Annotated in this window: 23 protein-coding genes; 13 read left to right on the forward strand and 10 right to left on the reverse strand. The window is 42.5% G+C overall.

Annotated features, from left to right (window positions below; genetic code table 11):
• The first annotated feature begins 1 nt into the window (after position 1).
• The 10 genes from FS458_RS01735 (at position 2) to FS458_RS01780 (ending at position 12,467) form a co-directional block, all read left to right on the forward strand.
• Complete coding sequence (locus tag FS458_RS01735) at positions 2–1,444, forward strand: class I adenylate-forming enzyme family protein (protein WP_144697137.1); 1,443 nt, start codon at positions 2–4, stop codon at positions 1,442–1,444.
• Positions 1,432–2,667 (forward strand): aldehyde dehydrogenase family protein, encoded by a 1,236-nt coding sequence (locus FS458_RS01740; protein WP_144697140.1) that lies wholly within the window; start codon positions 1,432–1,434, stop codon positions 2,665–2,667. The genes FS458_RS01735 and FS458_RS01740 overlap by 13 nt, the downstream gene beginning before the upstream one ends.
• On the forward strand, positions 2,660–4,330 hold the full coding sequence (locus tag FS458_RS01745; RefSeq protein ID WP_144697143.1) for a thiamine pyrophosphate-binding protein: 1,671 nt from the start codon (positions 2,660–2,662) through the stop codon (positions 4,328–4,330). The genes FS458_RS01740 and FS458_RS01745 overlap by 8 nt, the downstream gene beginning before the upstream one ends.
• Complete coding sequence (locus tag FS458_RS01750; RefSeq protein WP_144697146.1) at positions 4,327–5,361, forward strand: 3-oxoacyl-ACP synthase III family protein; 1,035 nt, start codon at positions 4,327–4,329, stop codon at positions 5,359–5,361. Before FS458_RS01745 ends, FS458_RS01750 begins: the two co-directional genes overlap by 4 nt.
• Positions 5,362–5,379: 18 nt before the next feature.
• Positions 5,380–5,652: an acyl carrier protein gene (locus FS458_RS01755; RefSeq protein ID WP_231620164.1), complete on the forward strand. Its 273-nt coding sequence runs from the start codon at positions 5,380–5,382 to the stop codon at positions 5,650–5,652.
• A gap of 64 nt (positions 5,653–5,716) precedes the next feature.
• Positions 5,717–6,730 carry a beta-ketoacyl synthase N-terminal-like domain-containing protein gene (locus FS458_RS01760; RefSeq protein ID WP_144697149.1) on the forward strand — a complete coding sequence of 338 codons (1,014 nt, stop codon included), beginning with the start codon at positions 5,717–5,719 and terminating at the stop codon, positions 6,728–6,730.
• A 10-nt stretch (positions 6,731–6,740) separates the two neighbouring features.
• Positions 6,741–7,154 (forward strand): hypothetical protein, encoded by a 414-nt coding sequence (locus tag FS458_RS01765; protein WP_144697153.1) that lies wholly within the window; start codon positions 6,741–6,743, stop codon positions 7,152–7,154.
• A 163-nt stretch (positions 7,155–7,317) separates the two neighbouring features.
• Positions 7,318–8,553: a beta-ketoacyl-[acyl-carrier-protein] synthase family protein gene (locus FS458_RS01770; protein WP_137791865.1), complete on the forward strand. Its 1,236-nt coding sequence runs from the start codon at positions 7,318–7,320 to the stop codon at positions 8,551–8,553.
• 3 nt (positions 8,554–8,556) lie between these two features.
• The gene (locus FS458_RS01775; protein ID WP_144697156.1) at positions 8,557–11,604 is read left to right on the forward strand and encodes an efflux RND transporter permease subunit; all 3,048 of its coding nucleotides are present in this window, start codon (positions 8,557–8,559) and stop codon (positions 11,602–11,604) included.
• Between the two features lie 176 nt (positions 11,605–11,780).
• Positions 11,781–12,467, forward strand: a complete 687-nt coding sequence (locus tag FS458_RS01780; protein WP_144697159.1) for a CPBP family intramembrane glutamic endopeptidase — start codon at positions 11,781–11,783, stop codon at positions 12,465–12,467.
• A gap of 308 nt (positions 12,468–12,775) precedes the next feature.
• On the opposite strand, the gene FS458_RS01785 is transcribed toward FS458_RS01780, so the two are convergent.
• The 6 genes from FS458_RS01785 to FS458_RS01810 form a co-directional block, all read right to left on the reverse strand.
• Complete coding sequence (locus FS458_RS01785) at positions 12,776–13,435, reverse strand: hypothetical protein (RefSeq protein ID WP_260858257.1); 660 nt, start codon at positions 13,433–13,435, stop codon at positions 12,776–12,778.
• A gap of 16 nt (positions 13,436–13,451) precedes the next feature.
• Entirely contained in the window at positions 13,452–13,949 is a 498-nt protein-coding gene (locus FS458_RS01790; protein ID WP_144697162.1) for a PadR family transcriptional regulator, read from the reverse strand.
• Between the two features lie 22 nt (positions 13,950–13,971).
• Positions 13,972–16,437, reverse strand: a complete 2,466-nt coding sequence (locus tag FS458_RS01795; RefSeq protein WP_144697165.1) for an ABC transporter permease — start codon at positions 16,435–16,437, stop codon at positions 13,972–13,974.
• Positions 16,400–17,131, reverse strand: coding sequence for an ABC transporter ATP-binding protein (locus FS458_RS01800; protein WP_144697168.1), 732 nt, complete (start codon positions 17,129–17,131; stop codon positions 16,400–16,402). The genes FS458_RS01795 and FS458_RS01800 overlap by 38 nt, the downstream gene beginning before the upstream one ends.
• Before the next feature lie 93 nt (positions 17,132–17,224).
• Positions 17,225–17,932, reverse strand: coding sequence for a 4'-phosphopantetheinyl transferase family protein (locus FS458_RS01805; protein ID WP_186320412.1), 708 nt, complete (start codon positions 17,930–17,932; stop codon positions 17,225–17,227).
• Between the two features lie 163 nt (positions 17,933–18,095).
• Entirely contained in the window at positions 18,096–18,377 is a 282-nt protein-coding gene (locus FS458_RS01810) for a hypothetical protein (RefSeq protein WP_137791873.1), read from the reverse strand.
• 165 nt (positions 18,378–18,542) lie between these two features.
• On the opposite strand from FS458_RS01810, the gene FS458_RS01815 reads away from it, so the two are divergent.
• The gene (locus FS458_RS01815; RefSeq protein WP_144697175.1) at positions 18,543–18,830 is read left to right on the forward strand and encodes a hypothetical protein; all 288 of its coding nucleotides are present in this window, start codon (positions 18,543–18,545) and stop codon (positions 18,828–18,830) included.
• 145 nt (positions 18,831–18,975) lie between these two features.
• Here FS458_RS01815 and FS458_RS01820 read toward each other — a convergent pair whose 3' ends face one another.
• The 3 genes from FS458_RS01820 to FS458_RS01830 all read right to left on the reverse strand — a co-directional run bounded on the left by FS458_RS01820 (position 18,976) and on the right by FS458_RS01830 (position 22,173).
• Entirely contained in the window at positions 18,976–19,671 is a 696-nt protein-coding gene (locus FS458_RS01820) for an OmpA/MotB family protein (RefSeq protein WP_144697177.1), read from the reverse strand.
• Between the two features lie 5 nt (positions 19,672–19,676).
• Complete coding sequence (locus tag FS458_RS01825; RefSeq protein ID WP_144697180.1) at positions 19,677–21,302, reverse strand: hypothetical protein; 1,626 nt, start codon at positions 21,300–21,302, stop codon at positions 19,677–19,679.
• 208 nt (positions 21,303–21,510) lie between these two features.
• On the reverse strand, positions 21,511–22,173 hold the full coding sequence (locus FS458_RS01830) for a DUF975 family protein (protein WP_144697183.1): 663 nt from the start codon (positions 22,171–22,173) through the stop codon (positions 21,511–21,513).
• Between the two features lie 120 nt (positions 22,174–22,293).
• Here FS458_RS01830 and FS458_RS01835 point away from each other — a divergent pair, with 120 nt between their 5' ends.
• Both FS458_RS01835 and FS458_RS01840 read left to right on the forward strand, forming a co-directional pair.
• Positions 22,294–22,710, forward strand: coding sequence for a thiol-disulfide oxidoreductase DCC family protein (locus FS458_RS01835; RefSeq protein ID WP_144697186.1), 417 nt, complete (start codon positions 22,294–22,296; stop codon positions 22,708–22,710).
• Positions 22,711–22,786: 76 nt separating this feature from the next.
• Entirely contained in the window at positions 22,787–23,734 is a 948-nt protein-coding gene (locus FS458_RS01840; protein ID WP_144697189.1) for a nucleoside hydrolase, read from the forward strand.
• Positions 23,735–23,813: 79 nt separating this feature from the next.
• Here the strand turns inward: FS458_RS01840 and FS458_RS01845 are convergent, their stop codons facing one another.
• Positions 23,814–23,984, reverse strand: a complete 171-nt coding sequence (locus FS458_RS01845) for an aspartyl-phosphate phosphatase Spo0E family protein (RefSeq protein WP_144697192.1) — start codon at positions 23,982–23,984, stop codon at positions 23,814–23,816.
• Between the last annotated feature and the right edge of the window lie 172 nt (positions 23,985–24,156).

Here is a 24,156-nt window from a genome sequence, read left to right on the forward strand (position 1 = left end):
TATGAGCCGTGAAATTTTTACACCAGACGGTACATACTCTTATGAAATGTTTCTTCAAGAAGTTTGGGGTTGTGTCGATTATTTGACCGCTAAAGGGGTAAAAGCCGAAGATCGTGTCCTCTTGTCTATGGAGAACTCGTTCTCTTATATGGCTACGGTGTTTGCTTTGATAGAGATGAAGTGTTCGATTGTTTTAGTAGATTGCTTGGTAAACGGAGAAGAAGTCACGAGGATCGCGTTAGAGTCAAAGAGTAAATGTTCGATTACCGATCGACTCGTCCCTTTTTCTGATGCTTTGATCCACATCACGATGCCGACACATGAGAAAAGGATTTCGACGAAAACGGATGAGCTCTCCATTGAAGGATGGATGACGTTAAAAGACGCACTGATCCTTTACACTTCAGGTTCTACAGGAAACCCGAAAGGCATCGTAAAATCGGGTCGATCCTTCGTATGTAACATCGAATCAACGATGAAGAGGATGCGGTACTACCGTGAAGATGTTCTTCTGCCTTTGATTCCGTTTACACATTTTTATGGTCTGTCTATCCTCTTCATCTGGTGGCTAGAGAAATGTGATCTTGTTCTATGTAACTACAAAGATATCAGAAGTATCGTGAAAGCGATCATCGATAAAAAAGTGACAGTCGTTGATGGAATTCCCTCTACCTATTATGTATTCAATCGGTTGTTGAACAAGCGCGCAGAGTCTCTTCAAGTGATTAAAGAGTCAAACGTAAGGATGTGGTGTGTCGGAGGAGCCCCACTATCTAAAAAATTGAGTGGTGAGTTTGAACGCTTGATGGATAAACCGCTTTTGGATGGCTATGGTCTCTCAGAAGTGGGGAACGTTGCTCTGAACGTTGAGGGTCCTGAGTTTGGATGTGGGCAGCCGATCGAAGGTGTGAGACTTAAAGTCGCTCGTTCTGACGGTAAAGAGAGTGAGTTCTTAGAGATAGGAGAAGTTCTTGTCCAATCTTCTGGTGTGATGGAATGCTATTTTGAGAATCAGGAAAAGACCGACGAGGTCTATCATGATGGATGGTTCAAGACGAACGATCTTGGTTATTTAGACGCTCATGGAAACCTTTTTATCGTCGGTCGATTAGGGGAAGAGATCCTACGGAACGGATATTTGATCTATCCCGCTAGTATCGAAAAAGAGATCGAAGATCGTTTAGGGATCAAAAGTAAAGTCATCTCGATAGAAGATGAGAAGAAAGGTGCCGTTCTTCTGCTGTTTGTGGAGGCTTCGGAGGAAGAAGAGAATCAACTGAAAAGAATGATCAACCAGGCACTAAACCCCATATTGCGGCCGGATAAAATCATTGTGTTAGATGAGTTTCCGTATCTTGCGAACGGGAAGATCGATCAGATTCAGATTAAACAATGGGCTACACACTATAGCAAAGGAAAGGAGAGGGAGTTATGGGTTACGTAAGTGTGTTGGATAGACGCACTTCTTTGATGGAAGTACGAAAAGAAACCCTCGAACGAACGGTTGAGTACATGGAGAACAATCGAAAGGCGATCGAAGATATCTTACTTGAGATTTCTACGTACCGAACAGTAGAAGAAGAGTTCGAGACGGCTATCCGAACGCTCAAGAAGGGCTATATGGAAGTGGAGATGAATCAGCCTCCGACCATCAACAAGATGTCTGTTTTTATGCCATCGAACCTTATTCTTTATTCGTATGTTTTGTATCTACTCATTCCTTCTTATTATACGAAAGAGATTGAGTTTCGCAGTTCTAACCAGGTGATCGACCAAGTGAGAAGACTTCATGAGCTCTTGAAGCAGGCACACGAGCTGCCGATCACACTGCTCGAGTTATCACATAGACAATACATGAAGCGTTCTGCACTAGAAGCTGAAGTGGTGGTTTTTACGGGTACGTATCAAAACGCCGAACAGATCAAGTCCCAGTTCAGCAAAGACCAGATGTTTATCTACTTTGGACAAGGTGTGAATCCATTCATCCTTTTAGAAACAGCAGATATTGAGAAAGCTGTTCATGATCTCATCCAAGCGCGCATGTTCAATACCGGACAAGACTGTATGGGGCCGGATGTGGTGTATGTACCCGTTAACGTACGAAAAGAGTTTACTGATTATTTAGTGAATTCTCTTAAAAACCTGAAGTTTGGAGACAATCAGGATCCCTTCGCTGATTATGGGAAGATGTTCTACACTTCGACTCTAGAGTCGATCGGTGAGTATCTGAATCAACATAGTCAATTTATCGAACACGGCGGTACGATCGATTTTTGGAATAAGGTCATCGAACCCACCGTGATCACGAGTTCTCTAAGAGACAACTTAGAGATCGAAGAGTTCTTCTCACCCATCTTTAACGTTGTAACCTATGAAGAAGTGGACGAACTAAAGAAAATAGTTCAAGAGAGCTACTTCCGAGAACGTGCGATGGGGGCTAGTGTTTACGGAACAGATGATAACGGACTTGTTGATGTATTAAGACGAAAACATGTTGTGAGTATTAATGAGACGCTATTTGCTATCGAGAACGGTAACGAACCATTCGGTGGCTACGGCCCTATGGCTAATTACGTGTACTATCAAAATCAGCTGCACATCAAACCGTTATTGATCTCAAACGTGTTACGTGAGCTATGGACCAGCGAGGAGCCTCTGGATGACTAAACAGACTGTTTGGGAAAAGGTAGCATCGTGTCTCAGTGCGTATGGAACAGAGATCGTTTTTGGATTACCGAGTGATGACTTAAAACTGTTACAGTGCATCGAAGAGAAGGAGATAGAATTCTTCTCTGCTAAAGATCAAAGCAACGCTCTATACATGGCAACGGGTTATTCGTTAGCTTCAGGTAGACTGTCTGTATGTCATATCGGCAAAGGCCCCGCTGTAGCAAGTAGCATCACAGGTGTTTTAGAAGCGAGTTCGCAGAGTATACCGCTCTTAATCATCGCTACCGCTACAGATACGAACCGCTATGGTTCAAAGAAAGCCTTTCAAGAAGCTGATCAGTTAAAGTTGATCTCACCTCTCACGAAGTGGAGTCATCGGGTAGAGAGCGCTGCATCTGTTGGGTGGGTATTAAAGAAAGCGATCTTTACAGCGATAAATGGTTCTCAGGGACCGGTCTATATCGAGATCCCTGAAAACATCGGCAGTGAACTCGTCGATGAAGAACTCTTTTCTTTCAAGCATTTCCACGTTTCAGATAAAGTCCCATCATCAAACTCTATCCGTGAAGCACAGAGGTTGATTCATAACGCGAGAAATCCGGTCATTTTAGCCGGTGGTGGTTGTAAACGTTCGACCAACAGATCAACGATCACCCAGCTCGCAGAGTTGATTGACGCACCAATCTTTGTGACGGCATCTGGAAGAGGGTGTGTGGATGAAAATCACCCCTTATTCTGTGGTCTTGGAGGCTTATACTCTTCAAGTGAGATGGACACGCTCATCAAAGAGTGTGACCTCTTCCTCTCACTCGGCAGCAAACTCGAAGAAACGGTGTTATTCGGGTGGGAAGAGCATCTTTTATCGAGGGACATGATCGAGATCAACATCGACGAGAACGATTTTAACCTCTACTTTGACAGCTTAAAACTAGTCGGAGAAGTCGGTTCTACTCTTAACCTTTTAATTGAAACCATCGAACCATCGTTTAAAGTTACATCACAGAATAAAGTCAGCATCATCAAAAAGAAGTTGCACGAGCAAAAACAAGAGAACCTGCAAAGAAACGATGAACTGAAGGTCATCGATATTCTAGAAGAGATGGAAACGACTCTAGCCGAAAACAGTGTACTGGTTCACGAGAACGGCCTACAAGACATGTGGAGCTATTTTTATCCGAATTTCAAGTTGAGAAAGAATCAGAACGCTATAGTCCCGAGTGAACAGACGAGCCTTGGGTTTGGGTGTGGAGCGGCTGTAGGCGTGAAGAAAGCTCATCCAGATCGTCCTGTTATAGCACTCGTGGGAGATGGGGCGTTCAACTTGTTCAGTGTAGAACTTCCTACACTCATCACGCAAAAGATCCCCATCATCTATGTTGTATTAAAGAACGGGGGATATGGTTGGTTAGAATTTCAGAACAACAGTCAGGAGACGAGATTTGTAGAACCTTCGATTTCTTTAGTGTCTATCGATCACGAGCAACTGTGTGTTCTCCCGTTAGTTGAAAAGAATCAACTAGGAAAGGTTTTTTCAGAGAGTATCAAAAGGATGAATGAAGGAAAGACGGTTGTGATCGAAGCGACGGTTCACCTAAATGATGTTCCTAGTGCGTTAAGCGAATTGTATGGAGATTTTCCAGTAAAGGAGGTTGTTCAATGACGACACAAACGGTAGTAAGACCGAGTATTGTTGAGACGACAGGATTGAAGATCCCCGTCACGATTCAAGGAGCGGGTTTTGCCGTTCCGAGTCAGATCGTAACGAACGACGAACTGAGCGAGAAGTTTAATACAACCGATCAGTGGATCCAAGAGAAGACCGGTATAAAAGAAAGACGGTACTTAGAAGATGGCCGTACAACTTCAGATCTATGTATCGAAGCAAGTCTAGAAGCGATCGCAAAAGCAGGTATCCAACCTGGAGACCTTGATGCAATCATCATCACTACGACGACTCCTGATCAATGTCTACCATCAACGGCCATGATCATAAAAGATGCGCTTGGAGCTACTCGTGCGATGCCGATCGATTTAAACCAGGCTGCCTGTGCAGGTGGGATCTATTCGATACTGATCGGCTCACACTTACTTCAGAACGAACATATGAACAACGTTCTTGTGATCGGCGCTGAAATCCTCTCACGAATCATGGATCCTACAGACAGAAGCACATCGGTGTTCTTTGGTGACGCTGCTGGAGCTGTTGTTCTTCAAAAGACAAGTGAAGGGTATGGTTTGTTAGCGTGGGATGTGGATTCCAAGTTGAATGATGCTGTCAAGATCGTGGGTGGTGGGGCGACGCCACTTCCAGAGGGAGAGACGCTCGAGAGCGGTCAGTATATTAAGATGAACGGTAGAGAAGTTTGGAACGTAGCGACTGAAGCGATTCCATCATCCATTCGTAACGTCGTCAAGAAGGCAAACTTAACGATCGAAGATATCGATCACTTCTTGATTCATCAAGCAAACGTCAACATCGTACGTGCAGCGTTAGAAGAACTTCAGGTACCAGAAGACAAGACAACGTTTACGGTTCACGAATACGCCAATACAGGATCAGCAACTCTCTTTTCTGTCCTTTATAAAGCGTTACAAGAACAACGTATCAATGAGGGTGATACGATCGTCTTCTCGGCGATCGGAGCAGGTTTTCTTTGGGGCTCACTCTGTTTAAAATACATCAACAATTAAAAATAGAAGGGTTGGATTATGATGAAAGAAATAATGAAAGAGAAGATCAAGTTGAAGTTTATCAGCTCGTACAAGTTATCACTCACACCGGATGAGATCGATGATGATGCAGCATTATTCGGAGTGAACTCTCCTTACGGTCTAGATTCGATGGATGTTTTATTCTTTATCAATCATGTGAAACAAGATTATGAACTCGAGTTAGGGGCTATCGATACGGAGAGCTTTAAGACGGTTAACAACATCGTGAACTTTATTGAAAAACAAGCTCAAGAACGTCAGACGAACTAATCCACGGAACCCTGTAAACACAGGGTTTTTATTTTCTTCTTATTAGAGAAAGGTCAGGATAAACATGGTAAATAAAATCGTCATAACGGGTCTAGGGATGATCAATCCACTCGGTCATACCTGTCTGGAGGTCTATAACGCTTATCAAGACAAGGTGAACTCTATCAATCAAGGCATCTCTCATTATGACCCTACCAACCACTTTGAAAAAAAAGAGATCAACCGACTAGATAGTTTTTCTCAGTATGCGATCGTTGCAGCGAACGAAGCGATCGAACAAGCGAAACTAAGTGACTATGAAGGTTCGATGGAAGAAATCAGCGTCATCATCGGTGCTGCTGGAAACGGAGCGGATCAGTTTCTTCAAGAGAATCACGAACTCTTGATAGAACGAGGCCCTAAACGGATCAGTCCCTATTATTCATCTGCAGCGATGATCAATTCACCACCCGCTGAGATCGCTTTAAAGAACGGGTTTCAAGGTCCGTCGGCTGCTGTCTTGGCAGGAGAGGCAAGCGGTCTACTCGCTCTCGGTCAAGCGGTGAACTATATCCAAAACGGTAGTTGTACGATCGCTATAGCTGGTGGAACACAAGGAGATATCTCACTTCTGACGGAAACAGGATACGAAAAATCAGCTATCATTTCAGAGTACCCACACCATCCACTCAACCCAGGAGCGGGAGCTGTCGTGATAGAAACAGAGAAAGAAGCAAGACGAAGAGGTGCAGAACCCATAGGTGAAGTGATCAGCTTTTCCATGAGTACCGTGAGTGATGAAGCAGAGGTTAAAGAAGCGGTGATTGATGCGTTAGCAGAAGCTAACATTGAAACACATATGGTCGACTTGATCGGTGTAGCGGAAGAAACGGATGTTGTCACATCGATCTTTAAACAGGATGTCGAAATTCTTTCGCTTAAAGAATCAATGGGTAACACGCTTGCAGCGAGTGGTGTCAATCAAGTCATCTTAAGCCTTCTATCACTTAAAGAGACGGGAAAGAAAGAAGCGATCGGGCTGGTTAACTGTATAGATCCTGCAGGGCATTTCGGATGTTTAATCATTAAAGTAGTTTAGGAGACAGATAATGGATAACTTTAATATTCAAAAAGTGCTTCCTCACCGCTATCCGTTTCTTCTCGTCGATCGTGTAACAGAAAGAGAAGTGTTGAAGTGGGCAAAAGGATTTAAAAATGTAACACGTAATGAGTGGTTCATGAACTCAAAATTAGAACCAACTATGCCAGAAGTCCTTATCCTAGAAGCGATCGGACAGCTCGGTGCGTTCGTTTTACCAGAAGAAGAGACTGATATCGGACTTCTTTCTGGAGTTAAGAACGCGGTCTTTATAAAACCGGTCTACCCCGGAGACCGGTTAGATCTTTACTTTGAAGTGATTAAGAAGAGAGCGACCGTCTTTAAAGGAAGAGGGTACGCGATGGTAGAAGGAGAAAAAGTGGTGGAAGTAGATGAGATCACGGTCTCTTACTTAAGAGAATAGGTAATTTGAAACTGTACAAAGACTCTCACGTTTTTTGAGGGTCTTTTTTTAGTTCTTTGTGTTGATTTATTCCAATTCCTTCATTTTTGCGGTAATTGCTAGTTTTTTTCTCACTCCTTGTTAATAAAATGAGGAGGTAGTTTTACAGAAAGGGGACAACACTTTGAAACGCAGGGTAGTCATTACCGGATGTGGTGTCGTAACTCCTATCGGTACACACATCGACGAATTCTGGCAGAACATGATTTTAGGTAAGAGTGGGGCAAGAACAATTGAGCGCTTTAATACGGAAGGATACACTACGCGGATCGCAGCTGAGATCGATAACAGTTCCTCTCTAACTCCAAGGTCAGAAGAAGTAGCTGACTCGTTTTCAGATTATGCACTTACAGCGTCAATAGAGAGCTGGAAGATGGCAGGGCTCGATGAAGGATCTTTCGATATCAGGCGGACCGGTGTGATCGTAGGATCGAGTAACGGGGGAGATCAGTTCTTTCAAGAGAATCACCTTTCCTTATTAAACGGCTCTAAGGAAGACGTAGATCCAGAGAAATTTAGAGCTAGTATGATCAACAGCGTACCTATCCGCATAGCAAAAGAACTAAAGATAAAAGGTCCCGCTTGGTCGATCTCTACCGCTTGTGCTTCTGGAACGAACGCGATAGGTGAAGCGTTTCGAGCCATACAGAGGGGTTCGATGGATGTTTTCATCGCAGGCGGAACAGATGATGGTATACAAAGTTTGAACATAGCAGGACTCGCACGCATTCATGCGATGACGAGAAAAAATGATACACCTACAAAAGCGAGTCGTCCTTTTGATAAGAACAGAGATGGATTCCTCATGGGCGCTGGGTCTGGGATGGTTGTCGTGGAAGAATTCAACCACGCTAAAGATAGAGGAGCTAACATCTTAGCTGAAGTGATCGGATATGGTGCAACAACTGATGCTCATCATATTACGGCGCCTCATCCAGAAGGTCTTCTAGCTGCTCGGGCGATGGAAAAAGCGTTAGATGAAGCGGGATTACCACCGAGAGACATCCATTATATCAATGCTCATGGCACAGGAACACAACTGAACGATCAGATGGAAGCAAAAGCGATCCATCGTGTGTTCGAGGAATATGGAAAAGAGATACCTGTCAATGCGATCAAGTCCATGACCGGACACATGCTCGGTGGATCTGGTGCTGTCGAAGTGATCGCAACGGTCCTTTCGATGGTAAACAACTTTATCCCTCGTACGATAAATTGCGATGAACTCGATGAAGATTTACAGCTGAACATCGTGAGGGAGGAATCCATTCCTCATCCGATCGAGAACGCAATGAGCAACTCGTTTGGTTTTGGTGGCCATAACGTAAGTTTAATTCTAAGAAAAGTCAGAGGAGAGTAAACTATGCAGAAATTTATCAATTTCTCCATCAACAACAAACTTGCCATTTGGATCGTTACCCTATTTATTATCGTGTTTGGAACGTTTTCTGGATACTCGATGAAACTTGAAACGCTACCGAACATCAACGAACCGATAGTTGACGTTACAACGATCTATCCTGGTGCTTCACCGAATGAAGTTACAGAGAACGTAACAAAACCGATCGAAACAAAAGTAGAAGGCTTAGAAGGCGTCAAGAGTGTTACGTCTACTTCCTTTGAGAACGCTTCATCCGTACAGATTCAATATGACCTCAAGAAGAATATGGAAGAGGCAGAGCGTGAAGTAAAAGAGATCGTCTCTACGATCGAACTTCCTGCTGCAACAGAACAACCGAAAGTAGCAAGATTAAGCTTTAACGATCTACCGATCCTCGTCTTATCCCTCGCGGATGACAAACGAAGTATCGAAGAACTCAGCAAGATCGCAGAAGATGACATCAAAAGAGATTTTGAGAGCATCGAAGGAGTTTCAGAAGCCAAAGTCATCGGTAACAAACAAAAAGAGATACAACTCTCGTTCTCTCCTGAGAAGTTGAGTCAGTTTAAACTACAAGAAGAGAACGTTGTAGAATATGTAAAAGCATTGAGCAAAGATACACCACTCGGCCTACAAGTGGTCGAGCAAAAAGAACAAGCTTTCGTCGTGAATGGAGCAGTCGCTTCGATCGACGATTTAAAAAGTCTAGAGGTTCCCACGATTGAAAATGCTGAAGGCTTCGTGACGCTAGGGCAACTGGCTGAAGTAAAAGAAGTCACAAAAGAACAATCCGTTGCCAGGATCAACGGAAAAGAAGCAATTGGGATTCAAATCTATAAAAGTGCTGCAGGAAACACAGTAAAAGTAGTAGACGGCATCAAAGAGAAGATGGCATCTAATACAGATAAGTTCGATTCAATCGAATTTACTTCTGTGTTGAACGAAGGAGATCCGATCAAGAATTCCGTTCATGTTATGTTCGAGAAAGCATTGATGGGTGCCGCGTTCGCGATTCTGATCATCTTGTTGTTCTTACGAAACATTAAAACGACGTTGATCGCGGTGGTCTCGATCCCGCTCTCACTTATCATCTCGATCATCTTCTTGAATCAGTTAGACATCACGTTGAACTTGATGACGTTAGGTGCGATGACGGTTGCGATTGGTCGTGTAGTGGATGACTCGATCGTTGTCATCGAGAACATCTTCAGACGAATGGCCTTAAAATCAGAAGTACTAGAAGGAAAACAGTTGATCAAAGCGGCTACATACGAGATGTTCTCACCCATCGTCTCATCCACGATTGTTACCATCGCCGTATTCTTTCCGCTAGGTCTCATCGACGGCCCGGTAGGGGAATTGTTCTTACCGTTCGGACTTACGATCGTATTCGCTCTTTTAGCTTCTTTGGTGGTCTCTGTTACCATCGTACCGATGATGGCACATCTTCTTTTACGAAAGAAGCACATTAAAGCACATGAACCAGAAACGAAACCTTCGTTCTACCACAAGACATTAAACTGGAGTCTGAATCATAAGATCATCAGTTTTATCGCGATTAACGTCCTGTTGGTCGGTAGTCTGTTTCTGTTACCGCTCATCGGGGTCAGTTTCATGCCTGACAGTCAGAACAAGATGATTATCGCTTCATACAACCCAGTACCAGGTTCAACGAATGAAGAGATCAAAAAAGAAGTTCAAAAAGCGGAAGCGATTCTTTTAGACCGCGAACATATCAAACATGTCCAATCTTCATTCGGTGAAGGAAACCCGCTAAACCCTTCAGACGTTAAGCAAGTGCTGTTCATTATGAACTATAAAGATGGTTTGGCAGACGTCACGAAAGAACAAGACAGGTTAGCCCCTCTACTGAAGAAAGCGAACACGGGAGAGTGGAGTATCCAAAGCTCTGGAGGAAACAACAGTCTATCACTCTACGTTTATGGTGATGATGTAGAAAGTGTTAATCAAGCGATCGATAAGGTCTCAAACACATTAGATGATCAAAAAGATTTGAAAGGGTTAGATTCAACTAGTTCCGATACGTTGAGTCAGCTGGGCTTCTCGATGGATCTTGAGAAGATGGCTAAGTTTGGCGTTCAGCCTCTTCAAATCTATCAAACTCTTGGGGCGAAGGATTCACTTGATACGCTTACTTCTGTAGACGTAGAGGGGAACGCAGTGCCGGTTCGTCTCGTACAAGAAGCTGACGATCTTACAAAAAACACGATTCTTGATAAAAAAATAACCACTCTGACTAATGAAGAGGTCGCTTTGTCTGAGTTCTTATCTGTAAAAGAAGAGAACGCACCAGCTTCTATCACGAAGAGAAACGGCCGAGTGTACGGAGTAGTATCCGCCACGATTACGAACAAAGATGTAAAAGCTACTACAGAAGCCGTCAAGAACGAAGTGGATAAGATTAACTTCGAAAACGGGATCACCGTAGAATACGGTGGTGTGTCGGCGCAGATCGATGATTCCTTCACACAGTTAGGAATCGCGATGGGAAGTGCGATCATGATCGTATACTTCGTTTTAGTCGTGACGTTCGGGGGCGGACTCGCACCACTGGCCATCCTGTTCTCATTACCGTATGCGATCATCGGCAGTCTGTTAGGACTCTTTGTGATCAAAGAACCGATCAGCATCTCCGTAATGATTGGAGCTCTGATGTTGATTGGAATCGTCGTAACGAACGCTATCGTACTAGTTGATCGTATCATTCAAAAAGAAAAAGAAGGTACACCGTTACGACAAGCGATCCTTGAAGCCGGCATGACGAGACTACGACCTATTCTCATGACAGCCCTCGCAACCATCGGTGCTCTTGCGCCACTTGTGATTAGTGGGCAGTCTGATGGAAGCGGATTGATCTCTCGTGGGCTAGGGGTAACGGTAATCGGAGGGTTGATCTCTTCAACTCTTCTTACATTGATCGTTGTACCGATCGTGTATGAGACGCTCATCCGCGTGAAGACAAGAATATTTAAGAAAAGGGTTAAAGAGAGTACTGAAAAAGCAGCTTAAACAGGTAAGGATAATAAATTTAGAGCTAGCTAATTCGTCTATGAATTAGCTAGCTTTTTTTGATCGTAGGTAAAAAGTAATCAAGTTGAATACTCCTTAATTAGTTCTTACTTAACAGTTTATGGAAACCGCGTAAGAGGTAAAGAAAGTTATACATATAAAAGTGGGTGAGATATATGAACAGAGCAAACTGGAGAATATGGGATGTTGTTTTCATATTGAGCATACATCTTATCGCAAAATTTATCGTTGTAGATTTCTGGTTAGAACCTCTTTTGACTGGTTTCGGTTTTGATGGGGTGATCACAGGCACGATAACAGGTTTATTTTTAGCATGTGTAGCACTGACTTCTGTCTTTTTGTTCGGCATCAAAAAAAACAATCTATCGTTTAGAGATCTTGGTTTTCGTCCAGAGATCAAGATCAGGAAACATCTTCGGCTAATCTCGATATACACGCTTCTCGCGCTGGTTACGGCAGGATTGCTTCTGTATATCATGTATGAAGTTATAGGTGTTGGACCGAACGAGCGGTCGAACGCAGTCGCCGATCCGAACGTATTTAAGTTAACACTCGCTCTTCTTTCTGCTGCCGTGATCTCTCCGTTCTATGAAGAGATCGTCTACCGTGGTTTCATTTATGAGAACTTTCGTAAACACTTCAATCGATGGCCGGCCATACTTTTAAATGCCATCATCTTCTCTCTTGTTCACCTACCCTCACTCGACATCCTACCTGTAAACATCGTGAACGGAATCTTGTTCGCTCTTGCATATGAAAAGACAAGATCGATCTATGTTCCTATGATTATTCATGGTTTATTTAACGCCATCCTGTTCCTAGGAGTACTGATTGGAAATTAATAAGTAGATTCGAACCGATAGTAAACCAAAACGAGTATAAAATCTCATGGATTTTATACTCGTTTTTTGATTGAAAAACCGTTCAAACAAGTGCTGAATTAGAAATTGCTTATTTAGAAGATACTATGAAGTTTCCAAGGGAGATCTGACTTGTTCGTTGAAATTCTTCCTGTGGGAAAGGGGAGTGAGATAAAAAAGACCCACATTGGTCCGCATTGTTAAGAGGCGTTGTGGGTTCTGTTAACTATAAGGTATCATGACTTAATGTTAAAAAGAAGAACTAAGTTGTCACGATTTACACTTGTATACTAGTTATTTGAAAAGACGGATTTTTTCTCATTCTTCGGAAAGAACGTGTACGATAGGGACGTGACTCCGTCGATGACTAAGACAAGGGTCCAGATTCTACTCAGGTTGTTCATCGATTCGTTGTTGAACGGGTAGAGTGCATCTTTGCTGCTGAACCACTGAGACAACAACTGTTCGATGTTTTCAGTTTGTGTGAGCTGATCGGAAAGGCCGTATACAAGGAACATACCAATATGGGCCAGGATGAAGATCGAGAGGTGTATCGCAAAATGTTTTCTCTCTTGACGTGCTAGGTCTTTACCATAGAGCTTCTCGGGTCCTTTTAACTCAGGAATCGGCTCACCCTTCCACTTCGCTACCTTTTTCTGAATAAAGATATCCAGTTTTCTAAAATCAGACTTACCGTAAGTGAGTGCATAGACGATGATGATCAAGATGGCGATTTGGTAGCTCGTAAAGTTTCCGGTCTTCAGATAATCCATGAATCCCATGGTCGCGATCCAGAGGTCGTTGATGATAAAAAGGAAAAAGAAGACGATGCTTAATTTCTTTAGGTTGAACCAATAGCGAACGACAAGGAACGTTAATGAGAAAATCCAAAAGAAAACTTCTGCGATGATCAAGAACTGCCATTTATTTTCTAAGATAAAGTCCATCATAATGTTTACCTCTCCTTTAATCGGGGATAATTTCTAACCATTTCATGTCTGCTTCAAGGTGAAGGATCTTCCCATCTATCAGATATAGTATGGTCTCATTCTCTTTTGTAAAAGGGATGTTCTTCCTTAATAGCTGCAGTTCTAAGATGTTTTTAATGATCGTCTCTTTTTGCTGTTTGACCATCTTCTCCAGGTTGAACGAACTCAGTTGTTTCACACATAACAGTTTAAAATAAAAATCGTCTTTTAAAAGTGGCTTCTCCACAGGTTCCAGCAGCCACTTTTGTATTTCCTCCTCACCCTTAGCGGTAATACGATAGATACGAAGGTCTGTCTCTTCTTCAGAAGATGCATCTACAAGCCCATCTCTGACCAGCCGGTCGATGGTCGTATAGATCTGACCGGCGTTGATCTCCCATTGTTTATAGACCATAGATTCAAAGGACACTTTTAGATCGTATCGATGCCTAGGTGATTGTGATAAGAGAATTAAGATGGCATGCTTTACTGACATAAAAACTCCTCATTCCTTCTTTTTACTCATGTTTTAACGCTTGTTGAAGATCGTATTTTACAGCCTTCCGAGCAGGTAAGTACGCTGCTAGAAGACTCACAATCACTCCCATCAATATACTAACAAGTAAAGTACTGAACGGCATTGTAAATTCGATCATCTCATCTTTTGTCGTTAACGTGTTGAGGTAGATGGTTATAACTCCCATGATGATACCGAATACGATTCCGTTAATTCCGATCAAAAGCCCTTCTGTCAGGATCGTCTTATAGATCTGTGAAGAGGTAAAAGCTACCGCTCGCATGACTCCGAGTTCACGCATCCTCTCCATTACATTCATGAGTAACGTATTGACGATTCCGATACCAGAAACCAAGATCGTGATGAACAGAAGCCCGTTAAATAAAGCTCTTACACCCGGAAGGGCCCGTTCCTGTTTGATCACTTCTTCTCGCATCGTCTGTATCTCCAGAATGTTAAAAGGGGAGGTTGCTAAAAGGTCGTTCTTAATCCTGTTCTCTGCACCTTCTTCTGAGACGGTTAATAAGGCATGATAAGGCTGGCTGCCAGGAACGATCGTATCGTAGCGATCGTTCTCTAAAAACGCTGCATACCCTCCGTGATGATTCGTGTTCACTTTACCGATTACTTTCAACGACTGAACCTCGTTGTTCACACGAACCTTGATATCTTCTCCCACTTTACCGCCCCATTCATCAAAAGCAAATGAGCCAAGTAGGACGCCTTTTCCGTTTTCAAAGGCGATTGATGTCTTTTCTTGTTCTGTATCAAAATAGAACAGAGGATGTTTCTCGTTCCATTCAGGATCTACACTCACCATTTTGATCTGTCTAGTTGTGTCATCCGTATCCCATGTAACATCTGTTTCTTGGTACGAATAAACATCATCGACCCCACGAACATTCTTCAGTTCTTTAACATCTTGTTCTGTGATCTCTTGTTCGGTCGTGACCTGGATATCTCCACCAAAAGAACGAGCGATATCTTTTTTCGTGTTGTTCTCAAGTGATGTAAAGATAGAGGAGACGAACAAGCCCAGACAGATCGCAAACGCTAAGATCAACGCCATGTTTGCAGACCGATTCAACGTGAGAAGCAAATTATTGCATGCCATCTTTCCTTCAAATCCGATAAACGGCATTCTCTTGATAGACGAAATCGTGTATTTCATCAGTGTAGGAAAGAGCAGTGCAAATCCAAAGAATAAGAAAAAGATGGATAGCGCGTGATCAATCAATCCGAAACCTAGCATGATGACGCCTAACACAACGCGTAGTTTATTCGTCTTTGGTTTTGATTCTGGTATGTTTTTTAGCGTCTTTATGATATCAAGGCGACTCGCATGAGTCACCGGTAATAAGGATGCTACAAGCGGAATCAACAGACCTAGCGCGATGGAAAGTAATAACGCCCATTGATATTTCATGGAAAAATCGAAATCAGTTTGAAACGAACTAAACAAACCAGTCTGAAGCAACGATCCCAATCCAAAACCGATCGGGAGAGCGATCAAGATACCCATGACAGAGAGTGTTAATACCTCTGTTAAGAAGATTTTCTTGATCTGTGAAGGTGTGTATCCGATCGTCTTCATGACTGCGATCTCATTTTTTCTTTCTACGATCGTGACATACAGAGTGTTATATAAGATGAATGCAGATATGAACATCGCGAGTCCGCCGATCACATACAGCATCAAATAGAGTTCTTCTAACTGATTGGATTGTTTTTCATCTAGAACGACTTCTTGAAGATATACATTATCATCTGAGATAGTTCGTTCTAGGTCCGATACGATTTGGTCGGTAGATTTCTTATCGAACTTCATACGAACTTCTTGTACTTGATCTTCTAAAGAGTACCATTCCTGCAGGGTGTCGAGTGGTAGTAATGCCCGCCAACTTTTGTTCTTTGCATCTTCCCAACTTGTTGGTCCTTCTAGAAGAGGAGTATCTCCAACAATCGCCGCTACAGTTGTTTGTTTTTTTCCTTCTGGAAGGTTGACGTCGATCGAGTCACCGACAGACAAGTTCCAAATGGCAGCTGTAGACTTTGGAAGAATCACTCCTTCTTTGTTCAGTTCTCCATCAACGTTTGTTAAAGATAACAATTCGCTGTTAAAAGAAGAGAGCCCAGTCAGCCGGATCCTCGTTTGGTCTTGATCCAGTCCCTCTTGACCGGTATCCACGTAAGCTTGTTTATGGATGAGACCGAGTGAACTCTTCACACCGTCAACATCTTTTGTTTTAGCTAATACGTCTTCAGCAAACAGGTTCTCACGGCTTAAGATAGAATAATCAGCATTTCCCGTATACAGTTCTAACCGTTTCGTCGTAACATCCTGTGCGGTCTCTACCGTACTGATCACAGCGAACATGGAGGAGACTCCGAGTATGATAGCAAGCAGGGTAAGAAGTGTACGTACTTTCTTACGAGTTAAGTTTCGCCAAGATGTTTGCCATAACATCGGTGTTTGCTCCTTCCCCTTGACGGATGTCTGATTCAATCAGGCCGTCTTTGATGAGAATGATACGATCTGCGTAACTTGCTGCGTAAACATCGTGGGTGACCATGATGATCGTAAGTTTCTTTTCTTGGTGAAGTGTCGTGAGTAAGCGAAGTACCTCAGTTCCTGATTTTCGGTCCAAGTTACCGGTCGGTTCATCCGCTAAGATCAAAGGAGGATCCATGCTTAACGCTCTTGCGATGGCTACTCGTTGTTGTTGACCCCCACTCAGTTGGGAAGGATAGTTCTTCTCTTTTCCTGTAAGACTGACCGCGTTCAAAAGGTTTGAGACCGTTTGATGGATATCTGTTCTTTTCTTACTAGCAGCATGCATCGGAAAACCTACGTTTTCTTCAACAGTCAGGTTTGGAAGCAATTGATAGTTCTGAAAGATAAAACCGATCTGTTCCCGGCGAAACAGCGTACGCTGTTTTTCACTCATGGTATGGATGGACTCATCGTTAATCGTTATCGATCCGTTGTCAGGCTGGTCAAGGCCACCTAGAAGATTTAAAAGGGTACTCTTACCAGAACCTGAAGGACCCATGACTGCTATGAACTCTCCTTCTTCTGCTTTAAAGTCTACTCCCTTTAAAACATTGTAGGACTTGGTGCCGATTGTGTAGTTCTTCTCAAGATTCTGCACATGTATCATGGTCTACCTCCTGTGTTATATACTGAGTATATAATAATATATATACTCAGTATATACAATTATATTTACTGAGTATATACAAAATGAGACAAATTAACCATAAATGAGAGTTTGTGGAAAAGGGCTATTGAGCAGATGTGAGGAGAAATCTAACTGCTTTATATCAACGGGGTTTGATGTACAAATTGATACGATGTTACTTCCTCTCATAAAAGAATTTAGGTGATATTGATCAACTTCCGCGTTTTGAAGCTGAACAGAGGAAGTGACATAACCTGTAATAGCATGAGGAGAGGAACTGAAGCCTGTGCCTTTAGCTTTTAAGATCGCTTCTTTTTGCGTCCAAACATGGTATAGAGCACGTTCAGGATCTGAAGAGAGCTTGAGTACTTTCATTTCGTTGTCGTTTAAAAAAAGAGAACTAGCTTCTTTCAAACTCTGACCTGTCGTACATTCAATATCTACACCAATACTTCCTTTGGTTATACCGATCACAGCCGAGTGTTTACAGTGGCTGATATTGAAACTGATGTGAAGGGGATTGTCTGTTAAATAAGGCTTACCATATTGGTTATAAGATAGAGAGATTGATGAAGGAAGTTGTTCTATATATAACGCTAACAAATGTCTCAACACATAACGACATTTAAGATAGGTGTCTTTTTGTTCAGAAACTTTGAAGGTGTTCAGCCGAGCAGTCTCGTCATCTGAGAGGATAGAGATATCCATATCTAAAGGCTGTTGTAAATTTACAAACCATAAATGAACTTCTGTTGCTGATGCAGTAAGTTGTTCGACCATATCTAGACCTCCTCTTTCATTAACCATACAAGATTCACTCCACGCTTTCTATACGGTTCAATAAAGATTGCGGTAAATACGAGTAAAGAAAATAAAAAAGAAAAAACACCTGTTTATGAACTTTAAACAAGTGTTTAAGATAGTACATTTTGTTATTTGTTTACTATGATTCATTGATCATCTTGGTAGGATAGATCAATGAAGAATATCTCCATAAAGAATATAAGTTACAGTTTTGACATCTACTGATGGAGATAACGTGGTTCTGGTCCGAATAATCAGGATCTGATAGTGTGGAAACGCGCTTTGAATCGAGTGCTTTACTTGTGTAATCTTGTTCATTGTGGTGGATCTCATCCCACGCGTGTTCAGATAGTTCTCCGCAGTGAGGACAATTAAACGTCTTCGCTGAAAAAGTAGGTGGGGAATATGTATCTAACGTCATCTATTCTCTTCCTTCCTCATGTTTAATATGTTAATTAAAAGGTCTTTTTAACCTTAACAAAAATAATAGCTTGTTTGTAAAAAATTTTAAGGAGTTTTTTGTTGTAACCAATATTAGCTCGTAATGAATTACCAACATTACTCTTTAAAGATTTAGAGGGGATAAATGGTATTTTACTCAAAATTTAAAACGGCGCACTATTCATATTTAATGGTTTTATTTACGAGTCTTTTGCTGATCGGTGGGAGTATAAGTGTATTCATGGGTGTGGCAGATATTGTGAACCCAAACACATATTATTCTAGTTTTACAGAATACAAGCTTGGTCGGCAAGAGACCTTATTCCATGAAAACAAAAATTCAGTACCTAGAAAAAAACGGATGAAAGAGTTGCGGAAGGGTTACGAGATCATGTTTGAAGAAGAGAAACACAGATTAATAGCAATGCGTTAAACAAAATTGTAAAAAGTTCTGGATTTATACTAATTCCGCTACCGGTCTTTCTTTATTTCAATTGCCAATTGCGTAAGATAGAATCAAAATAAACAGAACAAAACGAGCGAATATTTCCGCTCGTTTTTTGTGCCGCTAGAAAATGCTATTGCTCCACAATTTCCTTCAGTTTGCTCTGCCATTTGTCGTCGTCCAAAATGATCTGAAACGAGATGCGGCGGTTTTTTTGCAGAGCCTGAGCAGAGTTACCTTCTGCAATTGGCTTATATTCGCTATATCCTGTTGCGGCAAGGTATTGAGCGTACTCTTTTTTAGCAAGCTTTGGATTTGCTTTTCCAAGATAATCAACGACCGCGACCGCACGCTGAGTGGAGAGCGACCAGTTGTCGTACGGAACGGAATCAGTATGGCCTTCGATCAGAATGATGTACAGGTACTGACTCATGTCTTTTTCTTCGATGATCGCGGCGAGTGCGTCAGCGAGCGGGTCGAGCACTTGCTTTCCTTTTGCTGAAATATCTGCGCTTCCGGTATCAAAAAGGATGTTTCCTTCTACAGAGATCGTGTTGTTCGGTCCGCGGATGATCTTATCTTTTCCAACGTTTTCTTCTAGCTGTTTTTGAATGAGGTCAGAAATGTGCTTCTTCACCTCTGCCACCTGACCAAGTTCGCGTTTGATCTGAGCTTGATCATACGCGTTATAGATGCTCTGCACATAGGCAAGGATCGCGATGAAAATCATAACGAGTACCATCATGCTCATCATATCGGTAAAACTTGGCCAGAAGATTTCTTGCGTTTCTTGGTTATCGTCGTTGTAGTAGGATTTACGCGCCTTCATACCGGTCACCGTCTCCTAAAATTTTGCGGCGAGACTTCTGGCATGCGTTCATCTTCGACATATTCGGGTGCGCGAGGACTGCGTGTTTCATAGATCACTTGATTGGATGATTGGTTCATCGCAGCTTGGTAGATGCGCTGCATGAGGTGATACATGTCAGAGAGTGTGCGATTGTTGTCGGTGATGCTTCGCGTTAAGCCGTGGTGCAGGTTTTCGAGCGTTCGAGCGAGCTCGCGCATATCATCATCGCGGCTGTTTTGATTTTGTGAGTTGTTTAAGGCAGAAGCGAGCTGTCTGCTCTGACTGTCCATGATGTTTCTAACTCCATCGGTAAAATCACGCTTGATATGCTCCACCGCAGCGTAGAATCCTTTTTCGAGCTGACCGACGCTTGAAGCAAAGTCAGCTGCCGCACGGCCGTATTCGCCTTGTTTTTCGGCATAGCGGTAATGCCATTCGTCTTGCTTTTGTGCGAGGCGGTTCTCGAGTGCGTCATGCTGATTTTGGTAGTGCTGCAGCTGTTCCTGCATGCCGCGAAGCATCGATTGGGCATGTTCTTCAGATCGGCGCTGTGCTTCTTGCAGCATTTTATCAGAGCGTTGGATGAGTTGTTCAAACTTTTGCTGACCTTGTGTGTGGCGGTCGTTGCTCGTTTTTAGCTGCTGCTCGAAAGAAGAGATGTTCTTAGCGAGCGCGTTAATACTCGTGTCGACCGTTTTTTGAATGGTTCCTAGTTCCTTTGTCGTCTCGTTGAACCGCTGTCCGAACTGATCGAGCTGAGTAGCAGAAGCGGCGAACCGTTCAGCGTGTTCGCGCTGTGCTTCAAATATGCCATTCACGTCTTCCATCGCTTTTTGAAGACCTGCTGTAAAATTAACCATCTGCGATGCGAACTCACCGAGTGTTTTATCAAATGACGACTCGACGCGTGAGGCAAGGCGATCAAGAAGGCGTTCAACCGAATCTTGTGGTTTGTCGTTGATCAGGTCGCTGTTGATGTTGTGATCAAGGTATACTTCACAATCGGCTAAAAGTTTGTTCTGCATATAAGAAAGTGATGTTCCTTGCGAGAAGAAGCCTGACTGAATGGAATTGAGCAGAAGTGCGGCTCCAATTCCAGCAATACTCGTATAAAAGGCAACACTCATCCCTTCGAACGGTGCGGTGAGGGAGGAGATGATCGAATTCAGCGTAAGATTTGAATCAGCAGGCTGCGTGCCGAGCGTCATGAGCGTATCTTGCATAGATAAAAGAGAGAGCGTGAGTCCGACGAACGTTCCAAGCACGCCGAGAATGATCGTGAAAGACGGAAGCTGGTTGAGCAGCTTTTGGATATTGCCGACCGGTACCCGCAAGACACCAAGAAGTGGAATGCGTTCGTTGTATAGGTGCTTTTCGATCAGTGCTTGTGTGTTGAGCTGTGATACACCTGCTAGATGAAACTGTTTGTAATCCGCTGTAACGCGTTGTAGCCAATGCGAATACGGCTGCTGCTCTTTATTTGTTTCGACCTGTTGAAGCTCTTTGTTCCATTTGCGAAAGTGATAAGCGGTCTGTGTATGACCTACAATCCCTATAAACACGAGAAACCCAATGACCCCGACGACGATTAAAGTAAGTTGATCCATCATGCCACCCCTTAGATGTCTTGTCTGACTGTCCTATATTGATAGATATGTCCTACTGTCGGGAAATATTTTAGGAAATGGGGTCTGACCCCAAACAAATACAAAACCCCCTGAACTGTCCATTTAAGATGGACAGTTCAGGGGGAAACTTTTGGGGTCATTTCTAGGTACATTGGCATTGAATAGTTGTGTTTCCGAGGTGAATAGAAACTTATTCTGCTTGATGGTCGTTAACAAGATCGTTGTAAAACGCAGCATACGAAGCACTCATGTAGGGAGCGAGCCAGAAGAAGCCGATGCCTAGAGATAAAACACAGAGAATTCCCCAGCCTAGAAAGCTTATATGTAAAACGAAAAACTTCCATTTATAGCCGTCCATCAGCTTACGGCTTTTCTTGATCGCAGCGTTGATGCCAATTCCAGGATGATCTTTTAGAACAAAGTACGTTTGCGAATAACTGAACGCTTTAATGATTCCAGGAATTAAAAGAAGAAGAGACCACAGAATCAAGTACACCATCATCACGAGATAAGCACCGAGTATTTTTACATACGTACTGATCTCAGAGAACGCTTGAAATAGGCTTGAAACGTTAATTTTTTCAACCGTACGGATCACAGATAAAAACGTCCACAGGTATCCAATATATAATGGCAGTAAAACGAGTGTGATGATGAACGTGCTGAACGTCGGTCCGTTAAGTTCATCGGTCGGTTGATTCAACCAAGCGCTCCAACCACCACTCAAATTCACTTCTATAATTAATGGGATGAGGTAATAGGTGCTCGAGAACAACAACGTGAATAACGCCGCTGTGCCCCATTGTCCCTTTAGTCGAAGCCGAGCTTGCTGTTTAATTTCTTTATTTTTCATGATGTATCACCTTTCTGAAGTTGTCCTATCCTTATACTACGGTTTAAAAGGCGGAAAGATGCGTTTTCTTTAAAATTAATAGTAGACTAGAGGAAAGCGGATGTTAGAGGAGGTCTGAAAATGAAAAGTAATGAAGAAATAACTCCTGCTGTGCTTCTTTTTGATGGAGTGTGTAATCTTTGTAATGGAAGCGTGCAATTTATACTGAAACATGAAAAAAGTGAGAAGTTAAAATTCTCGGCTATTCAGTCAGAAGCCGGACAAAAATTGTTATCACAGTACAACATTAATCCCGAACAAACAAACTCCGTAATTTTAATTTGTGACGGAGTAGTATATACAGAATCAGATGCCGTGGCAAAGGTTGCAGAGTTTCTGAAATTTCCATACAACACAGGAAGGTATATGAAAGTTGTACCTCGGCAGATTCGAAATGTTTTCTATAAAAAGGTCGCGAGCAATCGGTATAAATGGTTCGGGCAAAAAGAAAGTTGTATGATTCCCACACCTGACCTTCGAAATAGGTTTCTGCAATAGTTTTTACGACCAAACTTCATAAGTGTGCAGTCTAACTAATAGGATAGAACAAATGCCTATAAAGGGGAACTGCACGATGGGACAAAAAGTTCTGTTCTTTGGTGACGCCGGAATCGACGATACGATTGCACTAGCTTATGCTTTTTTAAGCGATGAAATAGAAATTGTTGGTGTTGTGGCCGACTATGGCAACGTATCAAGAGAACAAACCGTGTCGAATGTGAAATTTATAGCGAAAACATTTAACTTTCCGGAGGATGTTAGAGTTATTGGTGGAGCAGAAGTTCCGATGACAGGGGAAAAACCAACGTTTTATCCAGACGTGCACGGCGTTTATGGATTAGGTCCGATTGATCCAGGTATATCAGAAGGATTCATTGAAAACTTTTTTGAAATTGTAAATTTGATCGAACAGTATCAAGATGAACTGATTATCGTGAATGCAGGCAGGCTGACCTCTCTTGCTACCATGTTTATTTTGTTTCAGTCGCTGATGAAAAAAGTAAAAGCGTACTATATTATGGGCGGAGCGTTCTGGGTGCCTGGAAATGTAACGCCAGTGTCTGAAGCGAATTTTTATGGAGATCCGATCGCGGTTAGAACCGTTTTAACGTACGCCAAAAACGTGACGATCATTCCGTTGAATGTTACCGATCGGGCCATTGTCACTCCTGAAATGGTGAATTATATTGATTACAAAGGTAAGATGCCCATTCTAAAACCGATGCTCGACTTTTATTACAATTTTTACAAAAACAGGAACCCTGATATCCTAGGAAGTCCTGTTCACGATGCGATTACGTTGATGGCCTGTATAAGAGAAGATATGTTCACGTATAAGTCGCTTCCAATACATATTGTGATTCAAAATGGCGATACGGCAAGAGGGCAGAGCATTGCCGATGTTCGGCCGTATGCGCAGTTTGGGGATGATGAGAAAAGGCACCGAATCGCATTTGATTTTGATTATAGTTATTTCTTCCGAGATTTTATGAGTATCATGACAGGTGAGACGTTTCAGTAGCGTTTGGTCATAATAAAAAACCGGACGCCAAATAAATCAATTGGACACCGGTTTAAATTTTAATAGGTAGTTTATGAGATTAAGCGCAATTTTTAATTTGATGTAGTTTGTTTAGTTTTTCGTCTAAAATCTGGCTCAGTTGAACAAGAAGCGGATCTGCAAGACTATTAACCTTTTTACTTACCTCATACATGGTCGTGCGAATGGCGTCTATCTCTGTAGTTAAGACAAGAGCATTGCTTCGGCTCATGGTCCATTCCCCCTCTAATATAATAACCACTTCTGCACCATTAATATCGGTAAATCTTGTAAATATTATATACCATATTTTGTGTCAAGTCTATTATTTTTTTACACATATAGGGGGACAGACCCCCTACAATTACACTTTTGCGTGTTTTGTACTACTCAGGTAGACAAGT

The organism is Fictibacillus phosphorivorans, from assembly GCF_007673525.1.
Taxonomy (GTDB): Bacteria; Bacillota; Bacilli; order Bacillales; family Fictibacillaceae; genus Fictibacillus; species Fictibacillus phosphorivorans_C.

Coding starts and splice junctions, on each gene's coding strand:
- FS458_RS01765 (WP_144697153.1), top strand. CDS start 6,741: ATGGATAACTTTAATATTCAAAAAGTGCTTCCTCACCGCTATCCGTTT.
- FS458_RS01810 (WP_137791873.1), bottom strand. CDS start 18,377: ATGACGTTAGATACATATTCCCCACCTACTTTTTCAGCGAAGACGTTT.
- FS458_RS01760 (WP_144697149.1), top strand. CDS start 5,717: ATGGTAAATAAAATCGTCATAACGGGTCTAGGGATGATCAATCCACTC.
- FS458_RS01825 (WP_144697180.1), bottom strand. CDS start 21,302: ATGATGGATCAACTTACTTTAATCGTCGTCGGGGTCATTGGGTTTCTC.
- FS458_RS01840 (WP_144697189.1), top strand. CDS start 22,787: ATGGGACAAAAAGTTCTGTTCTTTGGTGACGCCGGAATCGACGATACG.
- FS458_RS01785 (WP_260858257.1), bottom strand. CDS start 13,435: ATGATGGACTTTATCTTAGAAAATAAATGGCAGTTCTTGATCATCGCA.
- FS458_RS01735 (WP_144697137.1), top strand. CDS start 2: ATGAGCCGTGAAATTTTTACACCAGACGGTACATACTCTTATGAAATG.
- FS458_RS01800 (WP_144697168.1), bottom strand. CDS start 17,131: ATGATACATGTGCAGAATCTTGAGAAGAACTACACAATCGGCACCAAG.
- FS458_RS01805 (WP_186320412.1), bottom strand. CDS start 17,932: ATGGTCGAACAACTTACTGCATCAGCAACAGAAGTTCATTTATGGTTT.
- FS458_RS01820 (WP_144697177.1), bottom strand. CDS start 19,671: ATGAAGGCGCGTAAATCCTACTACAACGACGATAACCAAGAAACGCAA.
- FS458_RS01775 (WP_144697156.1), top strand. CDS start 8,557: ATGCAGAAATTTATCAATTTCTCCATCAACAACAAACTTGCCATTTGG.
- FS458_RS01830 (WP_144697183.1), bottom strand. CDS start 22,173: ATGAAAAATAAAGAAATTAAACAGCAAGCTCGGCTTCGACTAAAGGGA.
- FS458_RS01835 (WP_144697186.1), top strand. CDS start 22,294: ATGAAAAGTAATGAAGAAATAACTCCTGCTGTGCTTCTTTTTGATGGA.
- FS458_RS01790 (WP_144697162.1), bottom strand. CDS start 13,949: ATGTCAGTAAAGCATGCCATCTTAATTCTCTTATCACAATCACCTAGG.
- FS458_RS01740 (WP_144697140.1), top strand. CDS start 1,432: ATGGGTTACGTAAGTGTGTTGGATAGACGCACTTCTTTGATGGAAGTA.
- FS458_RS01795 (WP_144697165.1), bottom strand. CDS start 16,437: ATGTTATGGCAAACATCTTGGCGAAACTTAACTCGTAAGAAAGTACGT.
- FS458_RS01755 (WP_231620164.1), top strand. CDS start 5,380: ATGATGAAAGAAATAATGAAAGAGAAGATCAAGTTGAAGTTTATCAGC.
- FS458_RS01745 (WP_144697143.1), top strand. CDS start 2,660: ATGACTAAACAGACTGTTTGGGAAAAGGTAGCATCGTGTCTCAGTGCG.
- FS458_RS01780 (WP_144697159.1), top strand. CDS start 11,781: ATGAACAGAGCAAACTGGAGAATATGGGATGTTGTTTTCATATTGAGC.
- FS458_RS01845 (WP_144697192.1), bottom strand. CDS start 23,984: ATGAGCCGAAGCAATGCTCTTGTCTTAACTACAGAGATAGACGCCATT.
- FS458_RS01750 (WP_144697146.1), top strand. CDS start 4,327: ATGACGACACAAACGGTAGTAAGACCGAGTATTGTTGAGACGACAGGA.
- FS458_RS01815 (WP_144697175.1), top strand. CDS start 18,543: ATGGTATTTTACTCAAAATTTAAAACGGCGCACTATTCATATTTAATG.